Origin of the sequence: Agromyces sp. 3263 (assembly GCF_031456545.1) — a bacterium.
Classification (GTDB): domain Bacteria; phylum Actinomycetota; class Actinomycetes; order Actinomycetales; family Microbacteriaceae; genus Agromyces.
This window is the reverse complement of sequence record NZ_JAVDUV010000001.1, coordinates 2184263-2210194: the sequence shown is the minus strand read 5'-3', so window position 1 is coordinate 2210194 and position 25932 is coordinate 2184263. Positions and strand designations below refer to the sequence as shown.

General features: G+C 71.9%; 24 protein-coding genes. 9 read left to right on the top strand and 15 right to left on the bottom strand.

The genetic code is table 11. The features are described 5' to 3' along the window. Window positions 1-45 precede the first annotated feature (45 nt). From J2X63_RS10200 to J2X63_RS10175, 6 genes are all read right to left on the bottom strand, one after another. A complete protein-coding gene (locus tag J2X63_RS10200) occupies window positions 46-1002 on the bottom strand; it encodes an EamA family transporter (RefSeq protein WP_309976707.1) in 957 nt (318 codons plus the stop codon). 147 nt (window positions 1003-1149) lie between these two features. After that, window positions 1150-2148 (bottom strand): type I glyceraldehyde-3-phosphate dehydrogenase, encoded by a 999-nt coding sequence (gap, locus tag J2X63_RS10195; protein ID WP_309976706.1) that lies wholly within the window; start codon window positions 2146-2148, stop codon window positions 1150-1152. A 119-nt stretch (window positions 2149-2267) separates the two neighbouring features. After that, window positions 2268-2453: a hypothetical protein gene (locus J2X63_RS10190; protein ID WP_309976704.1), complete on the bottom strand. Its 186-nt coding sequence runs from the start codon at window positions 2451-2453 to the stop codon at window positions 2268-2270. 89 nt (window positions 2454-2542) lie between these two features. Continuing rightward, the gene (locus tag J2X63_RS10185; protein ID WP_396133128.1) at window positions 2543-3088 is read right to left on the bottom strand and encodes a metallophosphoesterase family protein; all 546 of its coding nucleotides are present in this window, start codon (window positions 3086-3088) and stop codon (window positions 2543-2545) included. Between the two features lie 19 nt (window positions 3089-3107). Beyond that, on the bottom strand, window positions 3108-3968 hold the full coding sequence (locus J2X63_RS10180) for an ion transporter (protein ID WP_309976702.1): 861 nt from the start codon (window positions 3966-3968) through the stop codon (window positions 3108-3110). Between the two features lie 76 nt (window positions 3969-4044). Next, window positions 4045-5001: a helix-turn-helix domain-containing protein gene (locus J2X63_RS10175; RefSeq protein ID WP_309976700.1), complete on the bottom strand. Its 957-nt coding sequence runs from the start codon at window positions 4999-5001 to the stop codon at window positions 4045-4047. A gap of 90 nt (window positions 5002-5091) precedes the next feature. On the opposite strand from J2X63_RS10175, the gene J2X63_RS10170 reads away from it, so the two are divergent. The 5 genes from J2X63_RS10170 (at window position 5092) to J2X63_RS10150 (ending at window position 12001) form a co-directional block, all read left to right on the top strand. Continuing rightward, complete coding sequence (locus J2X63_RS10170) at window positions 5092-6711, top strand: response regulator transcription factor (RefSeq protein ID WP_309976698.1); 1620 nt, start codon at window positions 5092-5094, stop codon at window positions 6709-6711. Between the two features lie 107 nt (window positions 6712-6818). Continuing rightward, a complete protein-coding gene (locus J2X63_RS10165) occupies window positions 6819-7940 on the top strand; it encodes an NAD(P)/FAD-dependent oxidoreductase (protein ID WP_309976697.1) in 1122 nt (373 codons plus the stop codon). A gap of 229 nt (window positions 7941-8169) precedes the next feature. Further along, window positions 8170-10461, top strand: a complete 2292-nt coding sequence (locus J2X63_RS10160; protein WP_309976695.1) for an immune inhibitor A domain-containing protein — start codon at window positions 8170-8172, stop codon at window positions 10459-10461. 83 nt (window positions 10462-10544) lie between these two features. Next, on the top strand, window positions 10545-10943 hold the full coding sequence (locus J2X63_RS10155; protein ID WP_309976693.1) for a hypothetical protein: 399 nt from the start codon (window positions 10545-10547) through the stop codon (window positions 10941-10943). Window positions 10944-10972: 29 nt separating this feature from the next. After that, on the top strand, window positions 10973-12001 hold the full coding sequence (locus J2X63_RS10150; RefSeq protein ID WP_309976692.1) for an aldehyde reductase: 1029 nt from the start codon (window positions 10973-10975) through the stop codon (window positions 11999-12001). A 55-nt stretch (window positions 12002-12056) separates the two neighbouring features. On the opposite strand, the gene J2X63_RS10145 is transcribed toward J2X63_RS10150, so the two are convergent. The 4 genes from J2X63_RS10145 to J2X63_RS10130 all read right to left on the bottom strand — a co-directional run bounded on the left by J2X63_RS10145 (window position 12057) and on the right by J2X63_RS10130 (window position 17289). Next, the gene (locus J2X63_RS10145; protein WP_309976690.1) at window positions 12057-13997 is read right to left on the bottom strand and encodes a beta-L-arabinofuranosidase domain-containing protein; all 1941 of its coding nucleotides are present in this window, start codon (window positions 13995-13997) and stop codon (window positions 12057-12059) included. A 2-nt stretch (window positions 13998-13999) separates the two neighbouring features. Further along, window positions 14000-14926, bottom strand: a complete 927-nt coding sequence (locus J2X63_RS10140) for a carbohydrate ABC transporter permease (RefSeq protein WP_159606217.1) — start codon at window positions 14924-14926, stop codon at window positions 14000-14002. Continuing rightward, window positions 14926-15858 carry a sugar ABC transporter permease gene (locus tag J2X63_RS10135; RefSeq protein WP_309976687.1) on the bottom strand — a complete coding sequence of 311 codons (933 nt, stop codon included), beginning with the start codon at window positions 15856-15858 and terminating at the stop codon, window positions 14926-14928. Before J2X63_RS10135 ends, J2X63_RS10140 begins: the two co-directional genes overlap by 1 nt. Window positions 15859-15996: 138 nt before the next feature. Continuing rightward, window positions 15997-17289 (bottom strand): sugar ABC transporter substrate-binding protein, encoded by a 1293-nt coding sequence (locus tag J2X63_RS10130; protein ID WP_309976685.1) that lies wholly within the window; start codon window positions 17287-17289, stop codon window positions 15997-15999. A 168-nt stretch (window positions 17290-17457) separates the two neighbouring features. Between J2X63_RS10130 and J2X63_RS10125 the strand changes: the two genes are divergently transcribed. After that, window positions 17458-18486 carry a LacI family DNA-binding transcriptional regulator gene (locus J2X63_RS10125; protein ID WP_309976683.1) on the top strand — a complete coding sequence of 343 codons (1029 nt, stop codon included), beginning with the start codon at window positions 17458-17460 and terminating at the stop codon, window positions 18484-18486. A gap of 7 nt (window positions 18487-18493) precedes the next feature. On the opposite strand, the gene J2X63_RS10120 is transcribed toward J2X63_RS10125, so the two are convergent. Both J2X63_RS10120 and J2X63_RS10115 read right to left on the bottom strand, forming a co-directional pair. Next, window positions 18494-19741, bottom strand: a complete 1248-nt coding sequence (locus J2X63_RS10120) for a serine hydrolase domain-containing protein (protein WP_309976680.1) — start codon at window positions 19739-19741, stop codon at window positions 18494-18496. A 106-nt stretch (window positions 19742-19847) separates the two neighbouring features. Continuing rightward, the gene (locus J2X63_RS10115) at window positions 19848-20336 is read right to left on the bottom strand and encodes a nucleoside deaminase (protein ID WP_309976678.1); all 489 of its coding nucleotides are present in this window, start codon (window positions 20334-20336) and stop codon (window positions 19848-19850) included. A gap of 98 nt (window positions 20337-20434) precedes the next feature. On the opposite strand from J2X63_RS10115, the gene J2X63_RS10110 reads away from it, so the two are divergent. Continuing rightward, window positions 20435-20722, top strand: a complete 288-nt coding sequence (locus tag J2X63_RS10110; RefSeq protein WP_309976676.1) for a hypothetical protein — start codon at window positions 20435-20437, stop codon at window positions 20720-20722. A gap of 46 nt (window positions 20723-20768) precedes the next feature. Here the strand turns inward: J2X63_RS10110 and J2X63_RS10105 are convergent, their stop codons facing one another. Both J2X63_RS10105 and J2X63_RS10100 read right to left on the bottom strand, forming a co-directional pair. Further along, entirely contained in the window at window positions 20769-22466 is a 1698-nt protein-coding gene (locus tag J2X63_RS10105; RefSeq protein WP_309976673.1) for a DUF885 family protein, read from the bottom strand. 101 nt (window positions 22467-22567) lie between these two features. Then, a complete protein-coding gene (locus tag J2X63_RS10100) occupies window positions 22568-23011 on the bottom strand; it encodes an Hsp20/alpha crystallin family protein (protein ID WP_309976671.1) in 444 nt (147 codons plus the stop codon). A 212-nt stretch (window positions 23012-23223) separates the two neighbouring features. On the opposite strand from J2X63_RS10100, the gene J2X63_RS10095 reads away from it, so the two are divergent. Beyond that, entirely contained in the window at window positions 23224-23892 is a 669-nt protein-coding gene (locus tag J2X63_RS10095; RefSeq protein ID WP_309976669.1) for an NAD(P)H-binding protein, read from the top strand. A gap of 36 nt (window positions 23893-23928) precedes the next feature. On the opposite strand, the gene J2X63_RS10090 is transcribed toward J2X63_RS10095, so the two are convergent. Next, the gene (locus J2X63_RS10090; protein WP_309976667.1) at window positions 23929-24717 is read right to left on the bottom strand and encodes a transglutaminase family protein; all 789 of its coding nucleotides are present in this window, start codon (window positions 24715-24717) and stop codon (window positions 23929-23931) included. 108 nt (window positions 24718-24825) lie between these two features. On the opposite strand from J2X63_RS10090, the gene J2X63_RS10085 reads away from it, so the two are divergent. Next, a complete protein-coding gene (locus tag J2X63_RS10085; RefSeq protein WP_309976665.1) occupies window positions 24826-25860 on the top strand; it encodes an FUSC family protein in 1035 nt (344 codons plus the stop codon). Window positions 25861-25932: the final 72 nt, after the last annotated feature.

The window sequence follows — 25932 nt, the reverse complement described above, 5'->3', positions numbered from 1 at the left end:
TGCTCGGTCGCCCGCTGCACCGCAGACACCGGCGAGGACGGCCGACTATCGCGGCTGCTCGGTCGCCCGCTGCACCGCCGGCGTGGAACCGGTCGCCGTCTGCTCCGCGACCGCAGCCTCTGCACCCTCGGCCGTGACGGCCTCCTGCCGTTTTCGCGTGACCAGGTAGGAGCCGGCGAGCACCAGCGCGAAGCCGACGATCGTCCAGATCGTGACCCGCTCGCCGAGCACCACCACGCCCGCGATGATCGCCACGGCCGGGTTGACGTAGGTGATCGTGGTGGCCTTGACCGGCCCGATCTCGGCGATGAGGCCGACCATGAGCAGGAACGCGAGCGCGCTGCAGACCACGGCGAGCACGATGACCGACACGATCACCGCCGTCGACGGCACCTCGGTGGGCCATCCGCCGGTGAACAGCACGAACGGCACGTACACGACCGCCGTGGCCGCGAGCGACACGGCGACCACGCCCACGCCGGGCAGGTCGGACATCCACCGCGACAGGATCGCGGGACCCAGCGCGTACCCCACCACCACGACTGCCATCTGCACGACGGCGATGAGGTCGGAGCCGGCCATGTCGAGGCCGACGAGCGCTGCGACGCCGAGCATGCCGAGGGCGATGCCGAGCCAGTTCACCCGTGAAAGCCGCTCGGGGCGGCCCATCAGGAAGGCGATCGCCACGCCGGCGAGCGGGACCGTGGCGAGCAGCAGGCCCGCGGTCGACGACGGCAGGTGCTGCTCGGCCGAGCTGAGGAAGTACCACGGGAGGATGATCTCGACGATCGTGTAGGCCAGCATCGGCTTCCATCGACGGACCACCGACCACACCTCGCGGCGGAAGAGCGCCAGCGGCAGCAGCAGGATCGCGGCCAGCGCCGACCGCCCGAGCACCACCATGCCGGGATCGAGCTCGCTCACCGCGACCTTGATGAAGAGGTAGGGGATGCCCCACGCGATGCCGAGCGCGACGAAGAGGATCAGCCCACGACGAGTCACCCGCTCATTCTGGCGGTTGCCTCCGACAGCGGCCGACCTGCGCCTGCCGACTGCGCGCGATATCCCGCCAACCGCACGGCCGGTCGTCGGGAACGAGGCAGCGGATGCCGCGACGCTGCCGCCGCGGCATCCGCTCGTCGCGCGCGATCAGTCCTGCGCCAGCAGCTCCAGTGTGTCGATGACGCGGTTCGAGAAGCCCCACTCGTTGTCGTACCAGGCGACGACCTTGACGTGCTTGCCGTCGACGCGGGTGAGCGCGGCGTCGAAGATCGACGAGGCCGGGTTGCCCGTGATGTCCGACGAGACCAGCGGGTCCCCGGAGTACTCGAGGATGCCGGCGAGCGGCCCCTCGGCCGCGGCGCGGTAGGCGGCGAGCACCTCGTCGACCGACACCTCGCGGGCGACGGTGGTGTTCAGCTCGACGATCGAGCCGACGGGCACGGGCACGCGGATCGAGTCGCCCGACAGCTTGCCGTCGAGGCCGGGCAGCACGAGGCCGATGGCCTTGGCGGCACCGGTGGTGGTCGGCACGATGTTCACGCCGGCGGCGCGGGCGCGGCGCGGGTCGCGGTGCGGGCCGTCCTGCAGGTTCTGCTCCTGCGTGTAGGCGTGCACGGTCGTCATGAACCCGTGCTCGATGCCGGCGAGGTCGTCGAGCACCTTCGCGAGCGGAGCGAGGGCGTTCGTCGTGCACGAGGCGTTCGAGATGATCGTGTGGGCGGATGCGTCGTACGCCTCGGTGTTCACGCCGTAGGCGAGCGTGACGTCGGCGCCGTCGGCCGGAGCGCTCACGAGCACCTTCTTGGCACCGGCGGCCAGGTGCGCCGATGCTGCCTCCTTCGACGTGAACCGGCCCGTCGACTCGAGCACGATGTCGACTCCGAGCTCGCCCCAAGGCAGGTTCGCGGGCTCGCGCTCGGCGAGCACCTTGATGCGGCGACCGTCGACCACGAGCGTGTCGCCGTCGACCTCGACCGGGCGGCCGAGACGTCCGCCGGTGCTGTCGAAGCGCAGCAGCTGCGCAAGGGCTTTCGGGTCGGTGAGGTCGTTCACGGCGACGACCTCGAGGTCGGAGTCGCGCTCGAGGAGGGCGCGGAGCACATTGCGGCCGATGCGGCCGAATCCGTTGACGGCGATGCGAGTCATGGAGGGTGGATCCTTTCGTTCCCCTCCACCATCGTCGGTCGGGTGGCGCGCCGCGAGTGGCGGGAACGTCAGTGTGCGCAAGCTTCGCGCCACGTCCCCGCGATTAGACGGCTGGGCCCTCAGATGCTGCCCTCACCAGGTCCGGCGCGTTCACGCCGCTCCTGGTCGAGCCGCGCCTGCTCTTGGGCTGCCCGCTCGGCTGCGGCATCCTCCGATGGAGCCCGCGAACGCCCCCACGCCCGGATCGCCAGGACGATGATCACCGCGAGCACTGCGAGCCCGACGATCCACCACAGCGGATCCATGACGCACCTCCCGTGCGCGACGCCGCCTGGGCGCCGCTCGCGCACACGGTATGCCCGACGCCTCACCGCCGCAACGGGGCAGCCTCGGCTCAGCGGGCGACGGGCACCAGCGCCACCTCGCGCAGCTCCCCGCCATCGGCGATCGCCGTCATCATCGTGCAGACCGGTTGGCGGCGGCGATCGGTCGGCGAGCCCGGGTTCAGCAGGCGGATGCCGCGGGGCGTCGTCGTGTCCCACGGGATGTGACTGTGCCCGAACACGAGCACGTCGAGGCCATCGGGTGCATCGGGAGCGGCGTACGCGGCATCCATGCGCGCCTCGCGCCCTCCGGCTGCCCCCGTCTCGTGCACGACGCCGAACCGCACGCCGCCCGCCTCGAACCGGGCGAACTCGCCCAGCCGCGCGTGCAGCTCGGGGCCGTCGTTGTTGCCCGCCACGCCCACGACCCGCGCGGCCCGCGCCTCGATCGCGTCGAGCGTGGCCACATCCACCCAGTCACCTGCGTGCACCACGACCTCGGCGACGTCGATCGCACGCCACACGTCATCGGGCAGCCGCCGGGCCCGCGCGGGCACATGCGTGTCGGAGATGAGGAGGAGCCGCGTCACCGTCCCATCATCGCGCGGCCGCGGCATCCGGAGCGGGGCGGCCCGATCAGCGCGGCGAGGGGTCGGGCCCGTCCAGCAGGAGCTTGATCGACTCGAGGTTCGCCTCCGACGAGGACAACAGGGCGCGGATCTCCTCGAGTCTCCCGCCGGCGTCGGCGAGCTCGGGCTGGGGCGCGGACGGCGCCTGCACGAGCGTGGGCTCGGGCGCAGGGGCGGTCTCGGGCTCAGGCGCGGCCGCGGGCTCGGCGTCCTCCTTCCGTGGCCCCAGGAACAGGTTCGCGAGATATCCGGTGAAGGTGCCGAAGATGCCCACCCCGACCACGATGATGACGACGCCGGCGATGCGACCCGAGTTCGTGACGGGGTAGTAGTCGCCGTAGCCGACGGTCGAGATGGTGACGACGGTGTACCAGAGCGCATCGGACGCCGTGGTGATGTTCGCTCCGGGTGCATGCTCCTCGAGGTAGAGCATGGTGAGGCTGCCGAACTCCAGCACGAAGACGCCCATGAGCAGCAGTGCGTACAACGCGCTGCCCGCCCGGTCCCTGATCAGCGTTCGCCAGATGGTGCGCGGCCCGACCTCGCGCATCAGGCGGATGACCCGCACCACCCGGAAGAGGCGGAGGATCTTCAGTTCGGCGAACGGGAGGCTCGCCAGGAGGTCCGCCCAGCCGTAGTGCCGGAAGAAGTAGGCGCCGCGCTGCGGGGCCGTGGTCAGCCGGTACGCGAAGTCCGCGAGGAAGATGCCACTGAAGAGGATGTTCATGACCCGGAGCACCGTGTTCAGCGCCTCGTCGTCCACCACGGTGAGCATGAGGACGAGGTTGACGATCGACAGGATCGACAGCACGCCGATGAAGATCTCGTAGCCCGTGCTCTTCAGCTCGCTGCGCGCCGCCCTCGCCATGCGAGGAGTCTGGCACGCGCGCCGCGTGCGGAGCGGACGCCACGGCGGACCGCCGCATCGGGAGTTCGGACTGCGCTCACTCCCCCGGCTGCACGAACGTGTGCCGGTACTCGCTCGGCGACGTGCCGAGGATGCGGTGGAAGTGCAGCCTCAGGTTGGCGCCCGTGCCGAGGCCGACGCGGTCGGCGATCTGCTCGACGCCGAGGTCGGTGCGCTCGAGCAGCTCGCGGGCGAGGTCGACGCGGGCGCGCAGGATCCACTGCATGGGGGTGGAGCCGGTGTCCTCGAGGAACCGTCGCGAGAACGTGCGCGGCGACACGTTCGCGTGCCGCGCGAGGTCGGCGAGCGTGAGGGGCTGCTCGAGGCGCACCAGCGCCCACTCACGGGTCGCCGCGAACACCGCGCCGAGCGGCTCGGGCACGCTGCGCGGCACGTACTGCGCCTGGCCGCCGCTGCGATACGGCGCCGCGACGAGCCGCCGCGCGACGTGGTTCGACAGGGCCACGCCGTGGTCGCGTCGCACGAGGTGCAGGCACAGGTCGAGGCCCGATGCCGCGCCCGCCGAGGTGAGCACGCGCCCCTCGTCGACGAAGAGCACGTTCTCGTCGACGTGCACGAGCGGATGCCGCGCCGCGAGCGCCTTCGTGTAGTGCCAGTGCGTCGTGGCCCGGCGTCCGTCGAGGAGCCCGGTCGCGGCGAGCGCGAACGCGCCGGTCGAGATCGCGGCGAGCCGGGCACCCCGTTCGTGCGCGCCGCGGAGCGCATCGATGACCGGCCGCGGCGGGTCCTCGCGGTCAGGGTGCCGGTAGCCGGGGATGAAGACCGTCTCAGCCCACTCGAGCGCCTCGAGTCCGTCGGCCACGTGGTACGAGAGGCCGTCACCGCCCGTCACGAGTCCCGGTGCAGCGCCGCACGCGCGCACCTCGTACGGCATGCTCTGCCTGGTCGTGAACACCTGGGCGGGGATGCCGACGTCGAGGGGCTTGGCGCCCTCGAGCACGAGCACGGCGACCCGGTGATGCCTGCGCGTCATCCGGCCAGAATCGCACGCCGCGCAAGCATCCCGCCAGCGACGGGCGGCGACCCGGTTGCCGGGTGCCGCGGCGGGGCGCACAATGGCCACATGCCAGCAGGGACCGCAGCGCGGGCGGCCGACTGGGTCGCCACGTACGACGCGCTGGCGAGCCGGCGCGACACGCTGTCGCCCGCGGAGCTCGACGAACTCGGCCTCGCCGCGTGGTTCCTCGGCCACGAGTCCGAGTGCGAGCGCACCTGGGACGCCGCGCATCGCGCCTACCTCGAGGCCGGCGAGACGGATGCGGCGATGCGCTGCGTGTTCTGGCTGGGGTTCACCCTCGCGGACCGCGGCGAGGTCGTGCGCGCCGGAGCGTGGATGGCGCGCCTGGCCGAGCTCAGCGCTGCGAGCGCCCCGTCGCTGCTCGGCGACGCGGCCCTGGCGCTCGCGCAGGGGGCGACCGCGTACGCCCAGGGACGGGTCGAGGAATCCGTCGGGCTCTGCGAACGGGCCGCCGCATCGGCTCGGGCCGCCGGGGACCTCGACCTGGAGGTGCTGGCCACCATGTCGCTCGCACGGTCCCTGGTGTTCAGCGGCCGCCCGGTCGAGGGGTTCGCGGCCATGGACCGCGTCATGCTCGCCGTCTCCTCCGGGCGCGTCAGCGATCGCGCCGCCGGCCCCGCGTACTGCGCGGTCATCGCGAGCTGCATCGACCGCTGGGACATCGACCGGGCCCGCGTGTGGACCCGCGACCTCAGCGAGTGGTGCGACGCGCAGCGCGGCCTCGAGCCGTTCCGCGGCGAGTGCTCGGTGCACCGCGCCAGCGTGCTGCAGTTGCTCGGTGAATGGGATGAGGCCGCCGCCACGCTCGCCGACGTCTGCGAGCGGGAGCGCCGTGCCCTCGCCCTCGAGCACGCCTACTACGGCGTGGCGGAGCTGCACCGGCTCGCGGGCCGTCGCGACGAGGCCGAGGCCGCGTACCGGCGCGCCGCGGAGCTCGGCCGAGAGGTGCAGCCCGGCCTCGCCCGCCTGCGGCGCGACGAGGGCCGCACGGCCACGGCCCGGTCGGGCATCGTCCGCGCCCTCGAGTCGGCGCCGAGCCTGAGCATCCGCGCCGAGCTGCTCGCCGCGCAGGTCGAGCTCGAGGTCGAGCACGGCGACCCGGCGGTCGCCGCCGGCGCCGCCGCCCAGCTCCGCGCCATGGCCGACCTGATGGCCACGCCCTACCTCGGTGCGCAGGCCGATCGCGCCGACGCGCGCCTCCTGCTGCAGGCGGATGCCGCAGACCGGGCGCTCCCGCTGCTGCGACGCGCGTGGTCGGCGTGGCGGCAGCTCGAGGCGCCGTACGAGGCCGCCGTGACCCGGGTGCTGCTCGGGCGCGCGAACCGCGCGGCCGGCGACGAGGAGGCCGCCCAGCTCGAGTTCGACGCGGCGCGCACGGTGCTCGCCGACCTCGGCGCGGTGGCCGACCTCGACCGGCTCGAGCGCACGGCGGCCGGAGCCGGGCGATCGGCGGCCGCGGCATCCGCCGGACTCACCCGGCGTGAGGTGGAGGTGCTACGGCTCATCGCCGGCGGACGGACCAACCGGCAGATCGCCCAGGAGCTCTTCCTGAGCGAGCGCACGGTCGCGCGGCACGTGAGCAACATCCTCGGCAAGCTCGGTCTCGCCAATCGAGCCGGCGCCACGGCGTTCGCCTTCGAGCACGGGCTCGCCGCGGCATCCTGACGCGGCATCCCGAGGCCCGCGGAACTGGTCATTTCTGCCGACGCGGCGGCGACGCGGCATCCGTAGCGTCGCGGGCACCAGCGATCCGGATCCTCCAGGAGGCCATCATGTCCACCACCGCCATCGACACCGCCGTCATCGGCGCAGGCGCCGCAGGCCTCACCGTCGGCAGGCACCTCGCCGAACGCGGCGCCGACTTCGAGCTGTTCGACGAGCACGCCCGCATCGGCGACTCGTGGCGCGAGCGATACCGCTCGCTGCGGCTGTTCACCCCCCGCCCGTACCTCAGCCTGCCCGGGCTCCGCATCGACCTCGGGCGGTTCGCCTACCCGACCGGCGCCCAGCTCGCCGACTACCTGGAACGGTACGCGTCGCACTTCCGCCTGCCCGTGCGCACCTCGGCGCGGGTCGTGTCGCTCACGCGCGCCGGCGACGGGCGGTTGCGCCTGGAGCTGGCGGGCGGCGACGAGGTGCTCGCGTCGAAGGTCATCGTCACGACCGGTGCGCACCGTCGGCCCGTCACGCCCGGCTTCGCCGCCGCGCTCGACCCGTCGATCCGGCAGCTGCACGCACTCGACTACCAGGGGCCCGAGCAGCTCGCCGACGGGCCGGTGCTCGTGGTCGGCGCCGCGAACTCGGGCACGGATGTCGCGCTCGAGGCCGCGCGCGCCGGCCACGCCGTGACGCTCGCCGGGCGGCATCCGGGGCACGTGCCCGTCGACATCGACCGACCGCTCGGCAACCTCATGACCGGCATCTTCATCCGTCGACTCCGGAACACGACCATCGACACGGAGCGAGGGCGCGCCGTCAGGGCGGAGCGCGCCGAGCACGGGGTCATGCTCGTGCGCAACTCGCCGAAGGATCTCGTGCGCGCCGGCGTCGTGCAGGTCGACCGCATCGACCGCGTCGAGGCCGGGCGACCGGTCACGGCCGACGGCACGGCGATGGACGCCGCGACCGTCGTGTGGTGCACGGGATCCCGGCCGGACCTCGGCTGGATCGGCATCGAGGGCGTCGTCGACGAGCACGGGCTCCCCGTCGAGGAGCGGGGGCTCGCGAGCGGATGCCCCGGGCTCGGGTTCGTGGGCATGCCGTTCCAGTACTCCGTGGCGTCCGAGACCCTGATGGGCATGGACCGCGACGCGACCTTCGTGGTCGAGGCGCTGCTCGGCGGCCGTGCGGCGACGGCGGTCGAGGCCGAGGCCGCGCCGGAGGTGGCTGCCTGATCGGAATCGGCACGTATTTTCGCCCGAAGGCGCGATCTGCACAAGAGGTCGCGCCCTCGGATTCGTTGCGTCGTTCGCAGGTAGTGCGACGCGGATGCAGCGCGCGATAACGATTCGGGTCGTTTCGGAACATGACCGAGGTCAACCTCTTCCCCGAGGGGAAGGTCGGTGTTAGGTTTCCCGCACCGTGCCCGGCGATCCCGGGCGCATTTCCATGTAAGGAGAACTCGTGAATCGACGTATGCGCGGCGTGGTCGCCGTCGCGGCGGCGGGCATGACGGTCATGGCGGGTGCGGCCTTCGGGCCTGCAGCCGTCGCCGCCCCCGCCGACGGTCCCACCTCGGACACGGCCGCGGCCCAGCGGCTCGACAACCGCCCCGGCCCGCTCACCGAGCGGCAGAACCAGCGCCGCAAGGCCGCCCAGAAGCTCATCCTCTCGGGCCAGGCCTCGCCCGGCGAAGACGGCGTCGTGCAGCTCGACACCGACAAGTACTACCAGGCGGCCGTGACCGGCACCGACCGGGTGTTCACGATCCTTTCGCAGTTCGGCGACCAGACCGCCGGCAAGCTCGGCTCCACGCCCGGGCCGCTGCACAACGAGATCCCGCAGCCCGACCGCACGGTGAACAACAGCACGCACTGGCTGCCCGACTTCAACCAGGACACCTACGAAGACCTCTTCTTCGGCGACGGCGAGTCGTTCAAGGACTTCTACGAGAAGCAGTCGTCGGGCAACTACTCGATCGACGGCGAGGTCAGCGACTGGGTGACGGTGCCCGGCAACGCGTCCACCTACGGTGACAACACGGTCGAGGACTTCGGCGGCTCGTGGCAGTTCATCGAGGACACCGGCAACGCCTGGTACGACGCGCAGGTGGCGGCCGGCAAGACCGACGCCGACATCAAGGCCGAGCTCGCCTCCTTCGACGTGTGGGACCGCTACGACGCCGACAACGACGGCAACTTCGACGAGCCCGACGGCTACCTCGACCACTTCCAGGCCGTGCACGCCGGCGAGGGTGAGGACGCCGGCGGTGGCGCGCAGGGCGAGGACGCCATCTGGTCGCACCGCTGGTACGTGAACTCGACCGACTATGGCACGACCGGCCCCGACGGCGCCAAGTTCGGCGGCGCGCAGATCGGCGACACCGGCTTCTGGATCGGCGACTACACGGTCGAGGCGGAGAACGGCGGCCTCGGTGTGTTCGCGCACGAGTTCGGCCACGACCTCGGCCTGCCCGACTTCTACGACACGAACGGCGGCGAGAACTCGACCGCGTTCTGGACGCTCATGTCGAGCGGCTCGTGGCTCAACCACGGCACCGAGGACATCGGCACCACGCCCGGCTACATGGGCCCGTGGGAGAAGCTCCAGCTCGGCTGGCTGGACTACTCGGTCGTCGACCCCGGCCAGAGCGGCTCCTACACGCTGAGCCCGGCCGCCCTGCAGGCCGACGGCCAGGACCAGGCCCTCGTCGTCGACGTGCCCGACGCGCCCGTCACCAACGACTACGTGACGCCGAACGGCGGACACGCGTGGTGGACCTCGAGCGCCGACGACCTGAACACGACGCTCGAGCGCACGCTCGACCTGTCGAAGGTCAAGACCGCGACGGTCTCGGCCAAGGCCTGGTACGACATCGAGGCCGGCTTCGACTACCTCTACGGCGAGTACTCGACCGACGGTGGCGCCCACTGGATCACCGTCGGCAGCCTCTCCGACACGTCCAACGGCAAGTGGACGACGCTGAAGTACTCGGTGCCGGGCGGCAACGCGAACACGCTGTTCCGCTTCCGCTACCAGTCCGACGGCGGCGTGCACCTCGCCGGCGCATTCCTCGACGACATCGTCGTGAAGAGCGGCGGCACCACTCTGCTGAGCGACAGCGTCGAGGGCGGCGCCAACGGTTGGACCGCCGCGGGCGGCTTCAAGATCAGCACCGGCTCCGAGACCAGCACGGGCGACGCCTACTACCTGGTCGAGAACCGCACCTACGTCGGCTACGACGACACGCTGCGCAACGGCCCGTACCAGTTCGACGCGGCCTACACGAAGCCCGACCACGTGGAGCGCTTCCCGTTCCAGGACGGCATGCTCGTGTGGGCGGTCGACGAGACCTACACCGACAACAACACGATCGATCACCAGGGCCACGGCCTCGCGCTGCCGATCGACGCCGGTGTCGTCCCGATGACCTACCCCGACGGCACCAAGCCGAGCAACCGTCGCCAGCCGTACGACGCCACCTTCGGCCTGCAGCCGATCGACCAGGTCGCGCTGCACAAGGAGATCCTCGTCGGCAAGGGCAAGAACCAGACGGTGCAGTCCGTCGCGGCGGTCGTCGGCGACGGATCGCAGCGGCAGCAGACCGCGACGTTCACGGATGCGGTGAAGGATGCGTTCATGAGCCCGCTCAACCCGCTGGGCGGAGTCCTCGTCGCCGGCCACGGAGTGACCGCCACGGTGACCAGCCAGGTGGAAGGCGGCGCGATGACGGTGGACGTCGTCAACCCGCAGTAGCCGAACCGCTCGCACCACGGTGGGCCCGTCTCCTCGGAGGCGGGCCCACTCGCGTTCCCGGCCGGCGTGCGATGATCGAGCCGATGAGCGAGTGGATGCGGTGGGGCGGCGATGCCGCCGAGGGTGTCGGCTGGGCCCGGTTCTTCGGCTGGTCCTCGGTCGGCATCGGCGTGATCACGACGCTCACCTGCTTCTTCGTGCCGCTGGAGGGGCAGTACGAGCGCACGGCGTGGCTCGTGCTCTTCGGGTCGCTGGCGGTCTGGCTCGGCGGCATGTCGGCGTCGCGGTACCGCTCGCTCGGGCGGCGCAAGGCACCCCTGCCGATCACCGGCATCGTGCTCGGATGCCTCACGATGGCCGTGATGATCTACGCGTTCACGGTGCTCGTGCTCGCCTCGTACGGCATCGTGTGGCCGGCGCCCGCGATCTGGCTGGCCCCCGTCGGCGCCCCGCCGCAGTCCCCACCCGGCGTCGCGAGCTGACGGAGTAGAGTCCCACCCGTGGGGGCTGGATGAGCGGGGAACTCGTGCTCGTGACCGGCGGAACGGGCTTCGTCGGCGCGCACTGCATCGTCGCGCTGCTGCGCGAGGGCTACCGCGTGCGCACGACGGTGCGATCTCTCGACCGGGCCGGCCAGGTGCGCGACCTCGTGCGCGCGGGCGGCGAGGACCCGACGGGGATCGAGTTCGTCGTCGCCGACCTCATGCAGGACGACGGCTGGCTCGACGCGGTCGACGGCACCCGGTACGTGCTGCACGTGGCATCCCCCCTTCCCGTTCGCCAGCCGAAGGACGCGAACGACCTGATCGAGCCGGCACGCGAGGGTGTGTTGCGCGTGCTGCGGGCCGCCCGCGACACGGGCGTGCGACGCGTGGTGCAGACGTCGTCGTTCGCGGCCATCGGCTATGGCACCGACCCCGGCCGCCCGTTCACCGAGGTGGACTGGACCGACCTCACGGCGCCGCACCTCACGCCCTACATCCAGTCGAAGACGCTCGCCGAGCGGGCGGCGTGGGAGTTCATCGAACGCGAGGGCGCCGGCCTCGAGTTCGCCACGGTGAACCCGGTCGTGATCTTCGGGCCGGCGCTCGGCGCCGACTTCTCGACGTCCATCCACGTGCTGCTGCGCCTGCTGAACGGCAAGGTGCCGGCGGTGCCGCCCGGCACCACGACCGGGGTGGACGTGCGCGACGTGGCCGACCTGCACGTGCTGGCGATGCGGCATCCGGATGCCGCGGGCGAGCGGTTCCTCGCCGTCGCGGGCGACCCGATCTCCTTCCACGACATGGCGATGCTGCTGCGCCGTCACCTCGGCGCCGACGCCAGGCACGTGCCGACGCGCACGCTGCCGCGCTGGCTCGTGCGCGCCGGCGCCGTCGTCAGCCCCGAGCTGCGCGCCATCGCCCCGCAGCTGCGGCGAGCGCGCGGCGCCTCGCACGAGAAGGCCACCCGGATGCTCGGCTGGAACCCGCGCACCCCGCAGGAGGCGATCCTGGCGTCGGCGCGGAGCCTGCTCGAGCTCGGGCTCGTCAAGCCCTGAGGCGCGGGCTCCGAGCAGACGCGCCGGGCCCGGTCGCGGGCCGCCGCGCCGCGCCCTACGCCCCCACGACGGGCATCCACACCCGCATCTGCGACGGCCCGCGCTCGGCCCACTCGTGGTACCGCACGAGGGCGACCTCAGCCCGCGCGCCGGTGCGCGCATCCACGATGGTCGCGAGCACGCCCGCGCCGCCGTCGGGGCCCGCGGCGTCGCGCAGGCCGGCCGCGGGGTCGACCCGCAGGTCGGCGAAGTCGGATGCCGCGAGCGACGTGCCGCCGAGGTCGACCGACTCGAGGGCGAACACCTCGGGGCCGCGCTCGACCACGAGGCATCCGCGCACCGCGTCGACGCGGGGGTCGGGAGCGGCGAACCGCGGCTCGACCGGAAGCTCCAGCTCGACCACGTCGCCGGCGGTGAAGGCGCGCGTCCACGACGCCATGCCCGGTTCCGCGTCCTGCGCCTGCACGTGGTCGGCGCCCGCGGGTCGCAGGGTGAGCCGCGCGCCCGCCGCCCACGCCGGCACTCGAAAGGACAGCGTCCAGGGCTCCGCGGCATCCGTCTGCACCGTCACGCGCACGCCGCCCGAACGCGGGTACTCGGTCGCGACTTCGAGCGCGACCTCCTGCCCGGTCTCGAGCGTGGTGCGGAGCGCGGCCGGCGCGTACTGGTGCAGCTGCACGCCCGAGGCGTCCGCCGTGGCGAGGTAGCCCGCGAGGCTCGCGAACGTGCGGGCCGTGTTCGGCGGGCAGCACGACACGTCGAACCACGGCGCGCGCAACGACGACTGCGCCCTCGGCGACACCGTGTCGGCGTCGGCCACCGCACCGGGCCGGCGCTGGTGCAGGGTGTTCGCGTAGTAGAAGGTCGTGCCCGAGACACTCGGCGAGGTCTCCACCACGTTGAACAGCGTGCGCTCGATGAGGTCGGCGAAGCGCGGTTCCCCCTGGGCGAGCAGCAGCCGCCAGCTGAACATGACGGAGGCCACGGCCGCGCAGGTCTCGGAGTAGGCCCGGTCGCTCGGCAGCTCCCAGTCCTCGCCGAACGCCTCGTCCTGGTGGTGCGAGCCCTGCCCGCCGGTGACGTAGGTGCGACGCTCCACGGTGGTCTCCCACTGCCGGTCGAGCGCACCGAGCAGCTCGTCGTCGCCGGTCTCGATCGCGACGTCCGCCGCGCCGGCCGCGAGGTAGTTCGCCCGCACCGAGTGCCCGCGCAGCACGCCCGCCTCGCGCACGGCGATGTCGTCCTGGTAGTACGAACGGCCCCACTCGATCTCGCGTAGCGTGCCCCGGCCGTGCCGCTCGACGAACAGGCGGGCCTGCTCGACGTAGCGCGGCTCGCCGAGCGCGCGGCCCAGCTCGGCGAGGCCCACCTCGACCTCGGCGTGTCCGCAGATGCGCTCGTCGCCGCCAACGCCGAAGACCCCGCACACGAGGTCGGCCGCCCGGCGCACGATGCCGACGAGTGCGTCGTCGGCGTCAGGGCGCGTGCGCACCCGGGCGACGGCCGCCTGGAAGAGATGTCCCAGGCAGTACAGCTCGTGGCCCCACTCGAGGTCCGACCAGCGCGCGCCCTGACCGGGTCGCCCGAACCGCGTGTTCAGGTAGCCGTCGGGCTCCTGCGCGGCCGCGATCCGCGCCACGACCGCACGGAACCGCGCCTCGAGCTCGTCGACGGGCTCACCCACCGCGTCGCGACGGCCGATCTCCCAGGCGATCGCCTCGAGGTACTTGTAGACCTCCGAGTCGGAGAACTCGCGCCCGCGACGTCCCTCGGGAAGTGCTCCGGATGCCGCGAGGTCGAAGTTCGCGAGCCAGCCCTCGCGCTCGAGCCACGCGCCGATGTGGTCGATCGTGGCGGTGCCGTTGACGGCCTGCCGGCGGCCCCACAACCCGCCGGTGATGGTCACCTCGTCGAGGCCCAGCGGGCGCAGTACTCCGGCACTCGGTGCGACGGGAACCGCATGGGTCGTGGTGGTGGTGTTCGTGGTGAGCGTCATGGTCATCCCTTGAAGGCGCCCGACATGAAGCCGCGCACGTAGTGACGTTGGAGGATCAGGAAGAGCAGGATGCACGGCACGGCCAGCACGACCACGCCGGCCTCGGTGGCGCCGTAGTCGACGACTCCCTGCACCTGCCCGCGGAGGTTCGAGACGGCCAGCGGCAGCGTCATCTTGTTCGAGTCGTTGATGAGGATCAGCGGCGCCATGAAGTCGTTCCACGCCGCGAGGAACGCGAAGAGCGCCACCGTGATGAGGCCCGGCTTCACGGCGGGGATCAGCACGCGCCAGAGCACCGTGAAGCTGGAGCATCCGTCGACCATGGCGGCCTCGTCGAGCTCGCGGGGCACGGCCTCGAACGAGATGCGCATCATGAACATCGAGAACGGCAGCTGGAACATGGTGAGCACCAGCGCGACGCCGACGAGCGAGTTCGACAGCCCGACCAGGTTGAGCAGCACGTAGAGCGGGATCAGCAGCGTCGTGTACGGCACCATCAGGATCGCGAGCGTCGCGAGGAACAGGGCGTTCTTGCCGGGGAACGAGAACCGCGCGAACGCGTAGCCGCCGAGCAGCGAGATGACGAGAGTCAGGGCCACGGTGAGCAGCGACACGAACACCGAGTTGAAGAGGTAGACCCAGATGCCCGCCTGGTAGTTCGCGAGCGTCACGTAGTTGCCGAGGCCCCAGCCGTCGACCTGGTTCGTGCCCGCCCGCGGCGAGAACGACGCCACCGTCGTCCAGATCAGGGGGTAGAGGAACAGCACGGCGAGCGCGCCGGTGACCACCCAGTAGGGGGTGCGCAGTGCGATGCCCGCGAACGAGGTGGGCGGATGCTTCCGCGCCACCCCATACCGCGTGCGCGGGCCGTGCGCCGCGGCATCCGTCACGATCGCCCGGGTGGTGTCGGGCGCGGTGTCGATGCTCATCAGTCCTCGGCCTTCCTGCTGAACGCGCGGATCTGCGCGACGTTGATGACGACAAGGGCAATCAGCACGATCACCGAGAGCGCCGCGGCCACGCCGAGGTTGTTCGGGCCCTGGAACGCGACGCTGTAGATGAGCTGCACGATGGTGATCGTGGAGTTGTCGGGCCCGCCCTTGGTGAGGATGTAGAACTGCTCGAACGCAAGCAGCGAGCCCGTGACGCAGAGCACCGTCGTGAGCGCGAGCGTGGGCCGCAGCAGGGGCAGCGTCACGCTGCGGAACGTCTGCCACCGTGAGGCGCCGTCGATGCGGGCGGCCTCGTAGACGTCGTCGGGGATGCCCTGCAGGCCCACCAGCATGAGCAGCATGTAGAAGCCCGCGTACCGCCAGACGATGAGGAAGATGGTCGACCAGAGGGCGCCGTCGGGGGTGCCCAGGAAGGTGAAGCCCCACGCCGCCATGAGGTCGGCGAACGGCCCGGCGATGGGCGAGTAGAGCACGTAGAAGAGCAGCGACGCGGATGCCAGGCCGAGCGCGCTCGGGATGAGGAACGAGGTGCGCAGGAGCCCCTTCCAGCGCGACGACTCCTGCACGAGCAGGCCGAGCCCGAGCGCCAGGGCGAGCAGGATCACGGTGGTGAGGATCGTGTACTTCAGGGTGAACGCGACGGAGTCCGTGAAGAACCGGTTCGTCACCGCGTCCTCGTAGTTGTCGGGCAGGTTCCAGCCCTGGTTGCCGCCGAGCAGCGGCCAGTCCGAGCCCGACATCTGCAGCACGAGCATCAGCGGGAGCACGAAGAGGAGGATGACGAAGAGGGCGGTCGGCGTGGCGTAGAGCCAGCCGGCGAGCGCGCCGCCGTGCGTCGCGCGGCGCTTGCGGCGCGTGGAGCGCCTCGGCGGCGACGCCGTCTCGGCGGGAGGGGCCAGGGCGGTCATGTTCGGGCCTTTCGTGTGGTGCGGGGTCTCGTGCGTGTCGCCTGCGTGGTGCCAGGTGGCGCCTTGGTGGTGCCGGGTGGTGCGCTGGTGCGGGCGGCCGGCGCCGACCTCGCGATCGGCGCCGGCTGCCCGCATCCCCTATTGCGAGAGCACCGCCGTGATCTCGTCGTTGTCGGCGTCGACGGATGCCCCGTCGCCGAGCACGGCGTCGCGGACCAGGGTCAGCCACGGGCTGTTCGGCGCGTTGAACGCCTCCTGGAAGTGGATCGCGACCGGGGTGTCGCCGTTCGCGGCCACCTCGTTGATCGTGACGAGGCGCGGGTCGGCGTCGGAGTACTCGTTGCTCGAGAGGTCGCCGCGCGAGACGACGTCCTTGTCCTTCGCGAGCACGCCGACCTGGGCCTCCTCGGACATCATCCAATTGAGGAAGTTCCACGCCTGCGCCGACTTCTTCGAGTCCTTCGAGATGCCGATGCCGTCGCCGCCGACGAACGTGGAGGCGCCGCCCTCGGGTCCGACGATGCCTGAGACGCCGGCCTCGAACGGCGTCGACGAGAGCAGCGTGGCGGGGTAGAACATGAGGCCGACCTTGCCCTCGGTGAAGCCCGCGGTCCACGTCGGGCCCGCTTCGTCCTGCGACGACGGGAGCACGGCGCCCGAATCCCAGAGGTCCTTCCAGGTGGCGTAGATCTCCTTGGCGGTGTCGCTCGCGAGCAGCGACTCGGTGCCATCCTCGTTCATGACTTCCTCGCCGTCGGCCCAGACGCTCGGGAACCACGTGAATACGAGGCATCCGCCGCAGTTCAGGCCCGTGGCGGTGCCGTAGGTGTCGGGCTTGTTCAGCGCCTGGATGGCCTTCGCCCACTCGGCGTACTCCTCGAGGTTCGCAGGCCCCGCTTCGGCGTCGAGGCCGGCCTCGGTCGCGAGCTCCTTGTTCCAGAACAGCATCGAGAGGTCGAGCACGAACGGCAGCACGTGCTCCTTGCCGTCGACCGTGCCGGCCGAGAGATGGCCCGGGTTGATCTCGTCCTTGAAGTCGAGGCCGTCGATGTTCGCGGTGAGGTCCTGGAAGAGGCCCTGCTCGACCCAGTTCGGCACGTAGACGATGTCGGCGGCGAAGAGGTCGGGCAGGCCGTTGGAGCCCGCCGCGGCACCGACCTTGGCGACGTAGTCGTCGTTCGGAACGACCGTGAGCTCGACCTGGTTCTCGTGGCTCTCGTTGTAGGCATCGACGAGCAGGTTCGCCTGCTTCTCGAGGGGGGCCCGGGTCCAGAGCGTGAGCGTCGACCCGTCATCGACCCCTTCGGGGCCGGCATCCGACAGGTTGCTCGCGGGCTCGCTGCCGGCCGCACAGGCGGACACGCCGACCAGCAGTGCGCCGGCGGCGAGGACGCCGGCGATTCTTCGCATCCGGCGGGTGGTGCTGCTCATGGTCTCTCCTCTGACTCGTCGTTGAGCGGGCTGGGGATGCCCGGTGCTGCGACACTCGGGGCGCGCGACCGCGAAAATCCCGAAATGCTTTTCGGCACGTTACTCTTGGGAATCCGGGGACGTCAAGAGCAGAATCCGGTAACGTTTCCGACACGAAAGGGGGCCGCGATGGCGCGAGTGGAACACCCGGGCAGCGCGCGGGCATCGACGCTCAGCGACGTCGCCAAGCTCGCCGGCGTCTCGATCGCCACCGCCTCGAAGGCCATCAACGGCCGCGACGAGGTCGCGCCGGCCACCCGCCGTCGCGTGCTCGAGGCCGCCGAGCAGATCTCGTTCACGCCCAACCAACTCGCCCGGAGCCTGCTCGCCGGGCGCACCGGCACCGTCGGCCTGCTCACGAGCGACCTCGAAGGCCGGTTCGTCATCCCGATCCTCATGGGCGCCGAGGACGCGTTCGGCGCCGGCCAGGTCAACGTGTTCCTCTGCGATGCGCGCGGCGACGCCATCCGCGAGCAGCACCACCTGAAGGCGCTGCTGAACCGCAGGGTCGACGGCATCATCGTCGTCGGCCGTCAGACCGACCCGAGGCCGTCGCTCGGGCAGGACCTGCCGGTGCCGGTGGTGTACGCCTACGCCCCGTCCGACGACCCCGCCGACCTGTCGATCACGCCCGACAACCGCGCCGGCGGGCGCCTGGCCGTCGAGCATCTCGTCTCGTGCGGGCGTTCGCGCATCGCGCACCTGAGCGGCGACCCGGCCTACGCGGCGGCGCAGGACCGCCTGCTCGGTGTGCGCGACGGGCTGCAGGCCGCGGGCCTCGAACTGGTCGGCGAGCCGATGTTCTCGGCGTGGAGCGAGCACTGGGGCCGCGATGCGGCGGCGATGCTCCTCGCGCAGCATCCCGAGGTCGACGGCATCGTGTGCGGCTCCGACCAGATCGCCCGCGGCGTGCTCGACACGCTCCGCGACCTGGGCCGGAGCGTGCCCGAAGACGTGGCGGTCATCGGCTACGACAACTGGGAGGTGCTCGCCACCAACTCGCGCCCCGAGCTCACGAGCATCGACGCCAACCTGCAGCAGCTCGGGCGCACGGCGGCGAAGCGCGTGTTCACCGCCCTCGACGACGAGCTGCGTTCGGGCACCGAGTACCTGCCGGTGCGGCTCGTCATCCGCGGCTCGACGATTCCGCGGCGCTGAGGGCGCGCTACTGCGCCGGCCGCACGGGTGGTGCGTCATCTGGCGCGAGGTAGGCGCCGATCCTGCGGAACAACTCGTCGCCGCCGTTCGAGTACCCGCCCTCGTCGTCGAACGCCGCCTCGTCGTAGGTCACGGCGACCGCGATCGCGACCTTCTCCGAGGGCAGGTAGGCGTTGACCGCCGCGTATCCGTAGAAGAGCGGGTTCTGCAGCAGCCAGTCGCCCGAGATCCACAGGCCGAGCCCGTACGTCGCGAACTCGTCGAGGGGGCGGCAGTTGACGCATCCGTCGATCGCGCTCGTCCGTCCGCGCAGGTCGGTCGACGTCATCTCGTCGTACGACTCCTCGGAGAGCAACTCGCCGGTGCCCACGGCGATCGCGCTCGCGAGCAGGTCGTCGATGTTGCTCGTCTCGATGGCGCCCTGGGCGATGGTCCACGACGGGTTCCACGACGTCGAGTCCTCGTAGAACGGCGTGCCCGCGGGGATGCCGAAGAACGACCGCCGCTCCGAGCTGTAGGCGTGCAGCACCGGCTCGGGGATCTCCGCGGTGAGCGAGGCCGTCGTATTCGTCAGGCCCAGCGGGTCGAGCACCCGCTGCTGCAGGGCGTCCTCGAGCGGCATCCCGGTGACCTCCTCGAGCACCAGGCCGAGGATCACGTAGTTGGTGTGGGCGTACGCCCAGTTCGTGCCCGGCTCGAACCAGAGCGGCTTGTCGACGGCGAGCGCGAGCTGGTCCTCGGTCGTCCACGCCTTGAACACGTCGGCGTAGGCGATCTCGGCGAACTCCTCGTTGCCGAGCACGAAGTCCTGATATCCCGAGGTCATCTGCGCGAGCTGGCGCACCGTCACCTCGTCGGCGTGCGGCAGGTCGGGCAGGTACATCGACACCGGGTCGTCGAGGGTCATCATCCCCTCGTCGACGAGCTGCAGCAGCAGCGTCGCGACGTACGAGATCGCCACGGCGCCATTGCGGAAGTGCATGTCGGGGGTGGCCGGCACGCCCGTCATCGAATCGCCCACCGCGGCCCGCACGATCTCCTCGCCGTCGACCGTGGCGCGCACGATGACCGCCTTGAGGTGCGCCTCCTCCATGTAGTCGCGCACGATCTCCATCACCGCCTCGGCCTGCTCGGGGTCGGCCGTCTGGTGCTGCGCCGCGTCCGAACCCGGCGGCGCCGACGGCGACGACCCGCCCGCAGTGCAGCCCGTCACGAGCACGAGGGCGGAGATGGCGACCAGGACTTCCCCGAACACGGGGACGCACCGCGATGTACGCATACGCGAGTCTCTCGCCGCCCGAATCCGAACGGCAACACTTCGGCCGTTCTGGGGGTGCGCGCCATCCGCTCGCGACCTCGACTCAGCCCCAGAACCCGTCGTGCAGCGTGATGGCCTCGGGCAGGTCGGCCGGGCCGGCGACCGTGACGGGCCGGCCGCCGCGGGCGAACACCTCGCGGCACGGGAGGGCCATGGTGGGCACGCCCTCCTGCTCGGCGACGATGTCGCGCAGCCCGTCCTCGCCGAGGGCGTACACGACCCGGGCGATGCCGCTCCAGTAGATCGCGCCGGCGCACATCGCGCAGGGCTCGGTGCTCGTGTAGAGCGTGCTCGTCGCCAGCACCTCGGCGGGCAGCACGGATGCCGCCGCACGCACGACGTTCGTCTCGGCGTGCCCGGTGGGGTCGGCGTGGGTGACGACCGAGTTCATCGCCTCGACCGTGCGTCCGTCGGCGGTGACCACGAGCGACCCGAACGGATGGTCGCCCCGGGCGCGGGCGGCGGAGCCGAGGTCCACGCATCGGCGGAGCCACGCCAGGTCGGCCTCGGTCACCACGGTTCCGTCGGTCATGCGGCCCTCCCTCGTCGGTGAGTCCATTGTCGTGCGTGTCAACCCCGCGCCGGCGCGCCGACGGGCGTGTGATCGTGAGGAGGTCAGGGGAGGACACCATGAGCGACGCAACCGCGCACCACGACCCCGAGGGCACGAAGAAGCCCGACGGCCTCGGCGGGGAGGGCACGATCCCGAACGAACCCGACGGCGTGGGCGTCGGTGCGGGCGAGCCGACGACGTTCGAGCCCGAGGAGGATCCGGATGCCGCCTCGCAGCGCGACCCGGATGCGCCCGGCCCGGATGCGACCAGCCCAGACACGACCAGCCCAGACACGACCGACCCCGACGAGTCCGACGAGTCCGACGTGGACGGCCCTGACGCGGCGGAGGGCGTCGCGTTCTGACACGCCCCGCCTGCCTCAGCGCCCGCAGACCTCACCCCCGCTGAGTTCAGCTCCCGCTGACCTCCGCACCCGCCGGCGCCGACTCCCACCACGCGCCGGCGGCGTCGAGCGCGTCCACGTCGCCGCGGTCACCGAGCAGCTCCCAGCGCAGCAGCGACATCGGCACGTTGCCGTTGCGCCACACGGCGTCGTGCACCTCGCGGAGCGAGAACTCGGTGCCGTCGAGCGCGGCCGCGACCGCGGCATCCGCCACCAGCCGCATGACCTCGTGCTTGCCGACCAGGTACGACATCGCAAGGCCGGGCGTCGCCACGTAGTAGGCGGTCTCCTCGGTGGCGGTGCCGACGTCCATCGGCACCATGCGCACGAAGAAGTCGACGGCCTCGGGCAGGCTGAACGCCCCGGTGGCGAGGTTCACGTCGACGACGACACGCAACGCTCGCAGCCGCATGAAGTTGTGCACGATCACCCGCGAGTGCGGGGCGTCGGCGAAGAGCCCCGCCGTGAGCATGAGCTCCTCGTTGTAGTGCGCGATGCCCTCGTTGGCGACGGAGTCGATGAAGTGCCGCCGCATCGGGTCGGGCTGCGCCCACGACAGCGCGAGCTGCTGGCTGTGCGCGCCCTCGTGGATGATGCCGAGGCGCGGATCGCGCGCGTTCGCCGCGTCGAAGTACGGCAGGTCGGCAGACGGCTCGGGCACGTACGAGGTGGCGTCGTCGGCCACGCGCCGGACGCTCGTGAGGTCGTCGTTCACGCCGAGGAACGCGAGCGGCTCGAGGTAGGGCGGCGTCGGCGCGAAGCGGTAGCGGCGCAGCGTCTCGGGCTGGGAGAGCAGGCCCGCGGATTCGTAGAAGGCGCGCACCTCGGCTTCTGCCGCGGCCTCGGCCGTCGACTCGGCCTCGGCTGAGACGGCGAGCAGGGGCTCGGCGACGTCGCGGAAGCGGGCGCGGGTCGCCGCCTCCGCCACGATGCTGCGGTTCGCGTCCTGCATCGCGGCGCGCACCAGCTCCTCGGGATCGTGCGTCACGAGCGCGACGTGGCGCAGGTACCACGTGAAGGCCTCGCGTCCGACGGGCACGTCGGGCCCGAGCCGATCAGCGGATGCCGCGAGCCAGCCCCGGAACCGCTCGAGGTCCGCGCTCGCCCCGGGCTGAGCGGCGCGCAGCGCGGCGGCGGCCGTGGCATCCGTCAGCGGCACGACCTCGGCCACGGAGCGCTCGAGCCGCGCGCCGATCTCGTGGAGGTCGGCCGCCGCCACCCGGGCGAGGGTCGCGACGCCGGCGCGCTCGAGGTTCGTGATCGCCTGCTCCACGGCGGCGGGGATCGCCTCGAGCACGCGCACGAGGTCGGCCTGTCGCCGCTCGTCGAACGGCGGGGGCGGCAGCAGCAGGTCGAACCACGGGCCGAGCACCTGCGACGTGAGGAACACGGCGTCGCGCTCCCAGTTGCGGAGCACCTCGAGCTCCCAGTGCACTCGCGCGAGCGCGGCGCCGAGCAGCCGGTGGTCGACCTGCGTGCCGACGGGCAGCGCGCCGAGCCCCTCGGCATCGATCGCCTTCCAGCGATCGGCGAAGCCGGCGAGCGCGAGCGTGAACTCGTGGATCGCGGCACGGTCGAAGCGCGGCAGCCACCCGGCCGGGCGCTCGACGCGCGGGATGTCGTCGGACGTGCGGAACGAGGTGGCGTCGCGCCATTCCCAGAACTCGGCGCCGAGTCGTGCGAGGTCGGTTGCGAGCGACGTCATGCCCTCCACGCTAGACCCGGCCACCGACGGCAACAGCGGTGCACCTGGCAGGAGCCCGCCCCGCCGGGCGGCGGTGCGGGCTCCAGGTCGGTTCGGTCGCGTCAGCTCCCGTTGCCGCGGCCGGCCGTGACGGCCTGCTCGCCGCGGGAGACGGACTGCACCTCGACCTTGCGCGGCTTCGCCTGCTCGCTCACCGGGATGACGACGCTCAGGACGCCGTTCTCGTAGTGGGCGCTGATGCCCGAGGTGTCGAGCCCGTCGCCGAGGGTGAGCTGGCGCAGGAACGATCCGCTCGGACGCTCGCGCACGAGCCACTGCGCCTGCTCGTCGGAGCGGAGCGTGCGCTCGGCGCGGATGGTGAGCAGCTGACCGTCGATGTCGACGTCGACCGAGCCTGGGTCGACGCCGGGCAGGTCGGCGTTCAGCACGTAGTGGTCGCCATCGCGGTGCAGGTCGATCGGCATCACCCGCGGCCCCTGCCTCGAGTCGAGCATGGTCGCAGCGAGGCGGTCGAGGTCACGGAACGGGTCCCAGTACATGGCCATGATCGGCATTCCTCCCTGTGTCGCGGCCCTCGTCGGGCCGGTGTCCAAGACTTGAGTCGATCTCGCTCAAGTAGCTTCAGATTAGCACTCGCACCGCGAGAGTGCCAAGGGTGCAGGGGGTGACATCCGTCCGGAATTCGGGGCGACCGATCGTCACTGTGTCGCCGCCCGGAGCGCTTGCGGCAGCGACGCTCACCGCGTTGACTGGGGCGATGCGCGTCGTCATCGCCGGAGGTCACGGCAAGATCGCCCTCATCCTCGAACGCCTGCTCGCGGAGGCCGGTCACGAGCCTGTCGCGATCATCCGCAATCCCGACCAGCGCGCCGACGTCGACGCCACCGGTGCGGTCGCCGTGGTGCTCGACCTCGAGCACGCGTCGGTCGACGAGGTCGGCCAGGTGCTGAAGAACGCGGATGCCGCGGTGTTCGCCGCAGGCGCCGGCCCGGGCAGCTCGGCCGAGCGCAAGTTCACCGTCGACCGTGACGCCGCGATCCTGCTCGCCGACGCCGCCGAGGCCGCCGGTGTTTCCCGCCTCGTCGTCGTCTCGGCGATCGCGACCGACGAGTTCGACGCCGACTCCGACGACGTCTTCCAGCTCTACCTGCGTGCCAAGAGCGAAGCGGATGCCTCGGTGCGCGAGCGCGACCTCGACTGGACCATCGTGCGACCCGGCGGGCTCACGAACGAGCCCGGCACCGGGCGCGTGCGCGCCGCCACCGCGGTGCCCCGGGCATCCATTCCCCGTGCGGATGTCGCGGCGACGATCGCCGCCCTGCTCGCATCCGGCGCGGCATCCCGCACCCAGTTCGAGCTCGTGTCGGGTGACGACCCGATCGACCAGGCGCTGGCGTCGCTCGGCGGGCCCGACGCGGGCGACTGACGCGCGGCTGGTCGCCGGCCGGTCGGCGCCTGCCGTTCAGCCGAGCCGCACGAGGCGCGTCACGTCGTCGTCGGGCAGCTCGTCGGCGATCGCCGTGACCAGCATCGACTCGAGCGTCACGTTGCCGCCGTACGAACTGAGGAACGCCGTGTCGGCGGCGTCGCGCCCGGTCGCGATGCGCACGAGCGTCGACCGCGGCGCGAGCGTGGTGGCGTCGACGACATGCCATGCGCCGTCGACATGCGCCTCGGCGACCGCGTGGAAGTCCATCGGGTCGAGGCCCGGCGCGTAGACGGCGGCGAGGCGAGCCGGCACGTCGAGGGCGCGCAGCAGCCCGATCACGAGGTGGGCGTAGTCGCGGCACACGCCCTGGCCGGCGAGCAGCGTCTGCACCGCGCCGTCGGTCGGCTGGCTCGAACCGGGCACGTAGCTCAGGCGGGTGCCCACCCACGAGCTCACGGCGGCGAGCAGGTCGGCGCCGGCGAGCCCCGCGAACTCCGCGTGCGCGGTCGGCGCGAGCCGGTCGGCCTCGCCGTAGCGGCTGGGCCGGAGGTACTCCAGCAGTTCCAGCTCGGTTCCGGATGCCTCGTCGGCACGCCCGTCGACGGTGGCGCCGTAGTCGAGCGTGACCGTGCCGGGCGCGACGTCGACGACGTGGATGCGCGTGCCCGCGGCATCCGTCACCTCGCGGGGCTCGATCGCCTCGCCGTCGTGGCGGAGGTGGAGCCGCTCGGCAGGCGGGCGCGACGCCACGGCGACGATGAAGGCGAGCCGCGCCGGAGCGGCGACCTGCAGGGTGAGCTGGGCGGAGACGGATCGCTGCATGCGTGACACCTCGTTCGTCCTCGAAGGGCGTGCCGGGTGGCACCGTCCCATTCTCACCCGCGGCGACCCATCTGCCCAGCCCTCCCTCGCGCGGCTAGCCTGAGGGGCATGGGCATCTCGGCCACGCTGCGGGCCACGAAGCGGGTACCCCTGCTGCAGGTGGCGAAGTCGGCCGTCGCGACGATCGCCGCCTGGCTCATCGCGGGATGGCTGATCCCCGGGCCGCTGCCCGTGTTCGCCGCGATCGCCGCCCTGCTCGTGGTGCAGCCGAGCGTCAACCAGTCGCTCGGCAAGGCGGTCGAGCGCTCGATCGGGGTGATCCTCGGCGTCGTGATCGCCACGGGCATCTCGCTCGTGTTCGGGCAGAGCACCTGGATCATCCTGCTGGCCATCGTCGTCGCGATGCTCGTCGCCTGGACGCTGAAGATGACGCCGGGCACGTCGAACCAGGTCGCGATCAGCGCGATGCTCGTGCTCGCGCTCGGCGCGTCATCGCCCGAGTACGCTCTCGACCGCGTGCTCGAGACGCTCATCGGCGCGGCCATCGGCATCGTCGTCAACGTGGCGATCGTGCCGCCCGTGGCGGTGGCACCCGCGCGCGAGCACGTCGTCCGGCTCGGCGCCGAGCTCGCGGCATCCGTCGACCGGCTCGCGACCGCGCTCGAGTCCTCGCAGGCGCCCGCCGACGTCGAGGCGCTGATGATCGAGGCGCGGCTGCTGCGTCCGATGCGGGATGCCGCGGAGGCCGCGATCGACGCCGGCGAGGAGTCGCTCACCCTGAACCCGCGCCGGTCGGCGCACCGCGAGGAGCTCGCGGCGCTGCGCGACCTGCTCGACCTGCTGAGCCCGATCGTCACGCAGCTGATCGGCATGACACGGGCCTTCGCCGACCACTACGACGACGCGCTGCGCCGGGAACCGACCGTGCGTGCCATCGCCGAGCAGCTGCGCCGGGTCGCGCACGACGTGCGGCTCGCCGTGCGCGTCGCCGAGCCCGAGCCCGGGCCGGTCACGTCCGAGACGCCGGCGCTCACGTCGGCGCTCGTCATCGCGCCGCCGACGTCGGGGCACTGGATCCTCGTCGGCTCCCTCATGGAGGACCTGCGGCGCATCCGCGAGGAGCTCGGCGCCGGGTCGGCGTAGCCGCGAGGGTGCGCGCGGCCGTGACAGCCGGCGGGGGCATCAACCGAAGGTTCGACGCGCGCGCGGCGCCCC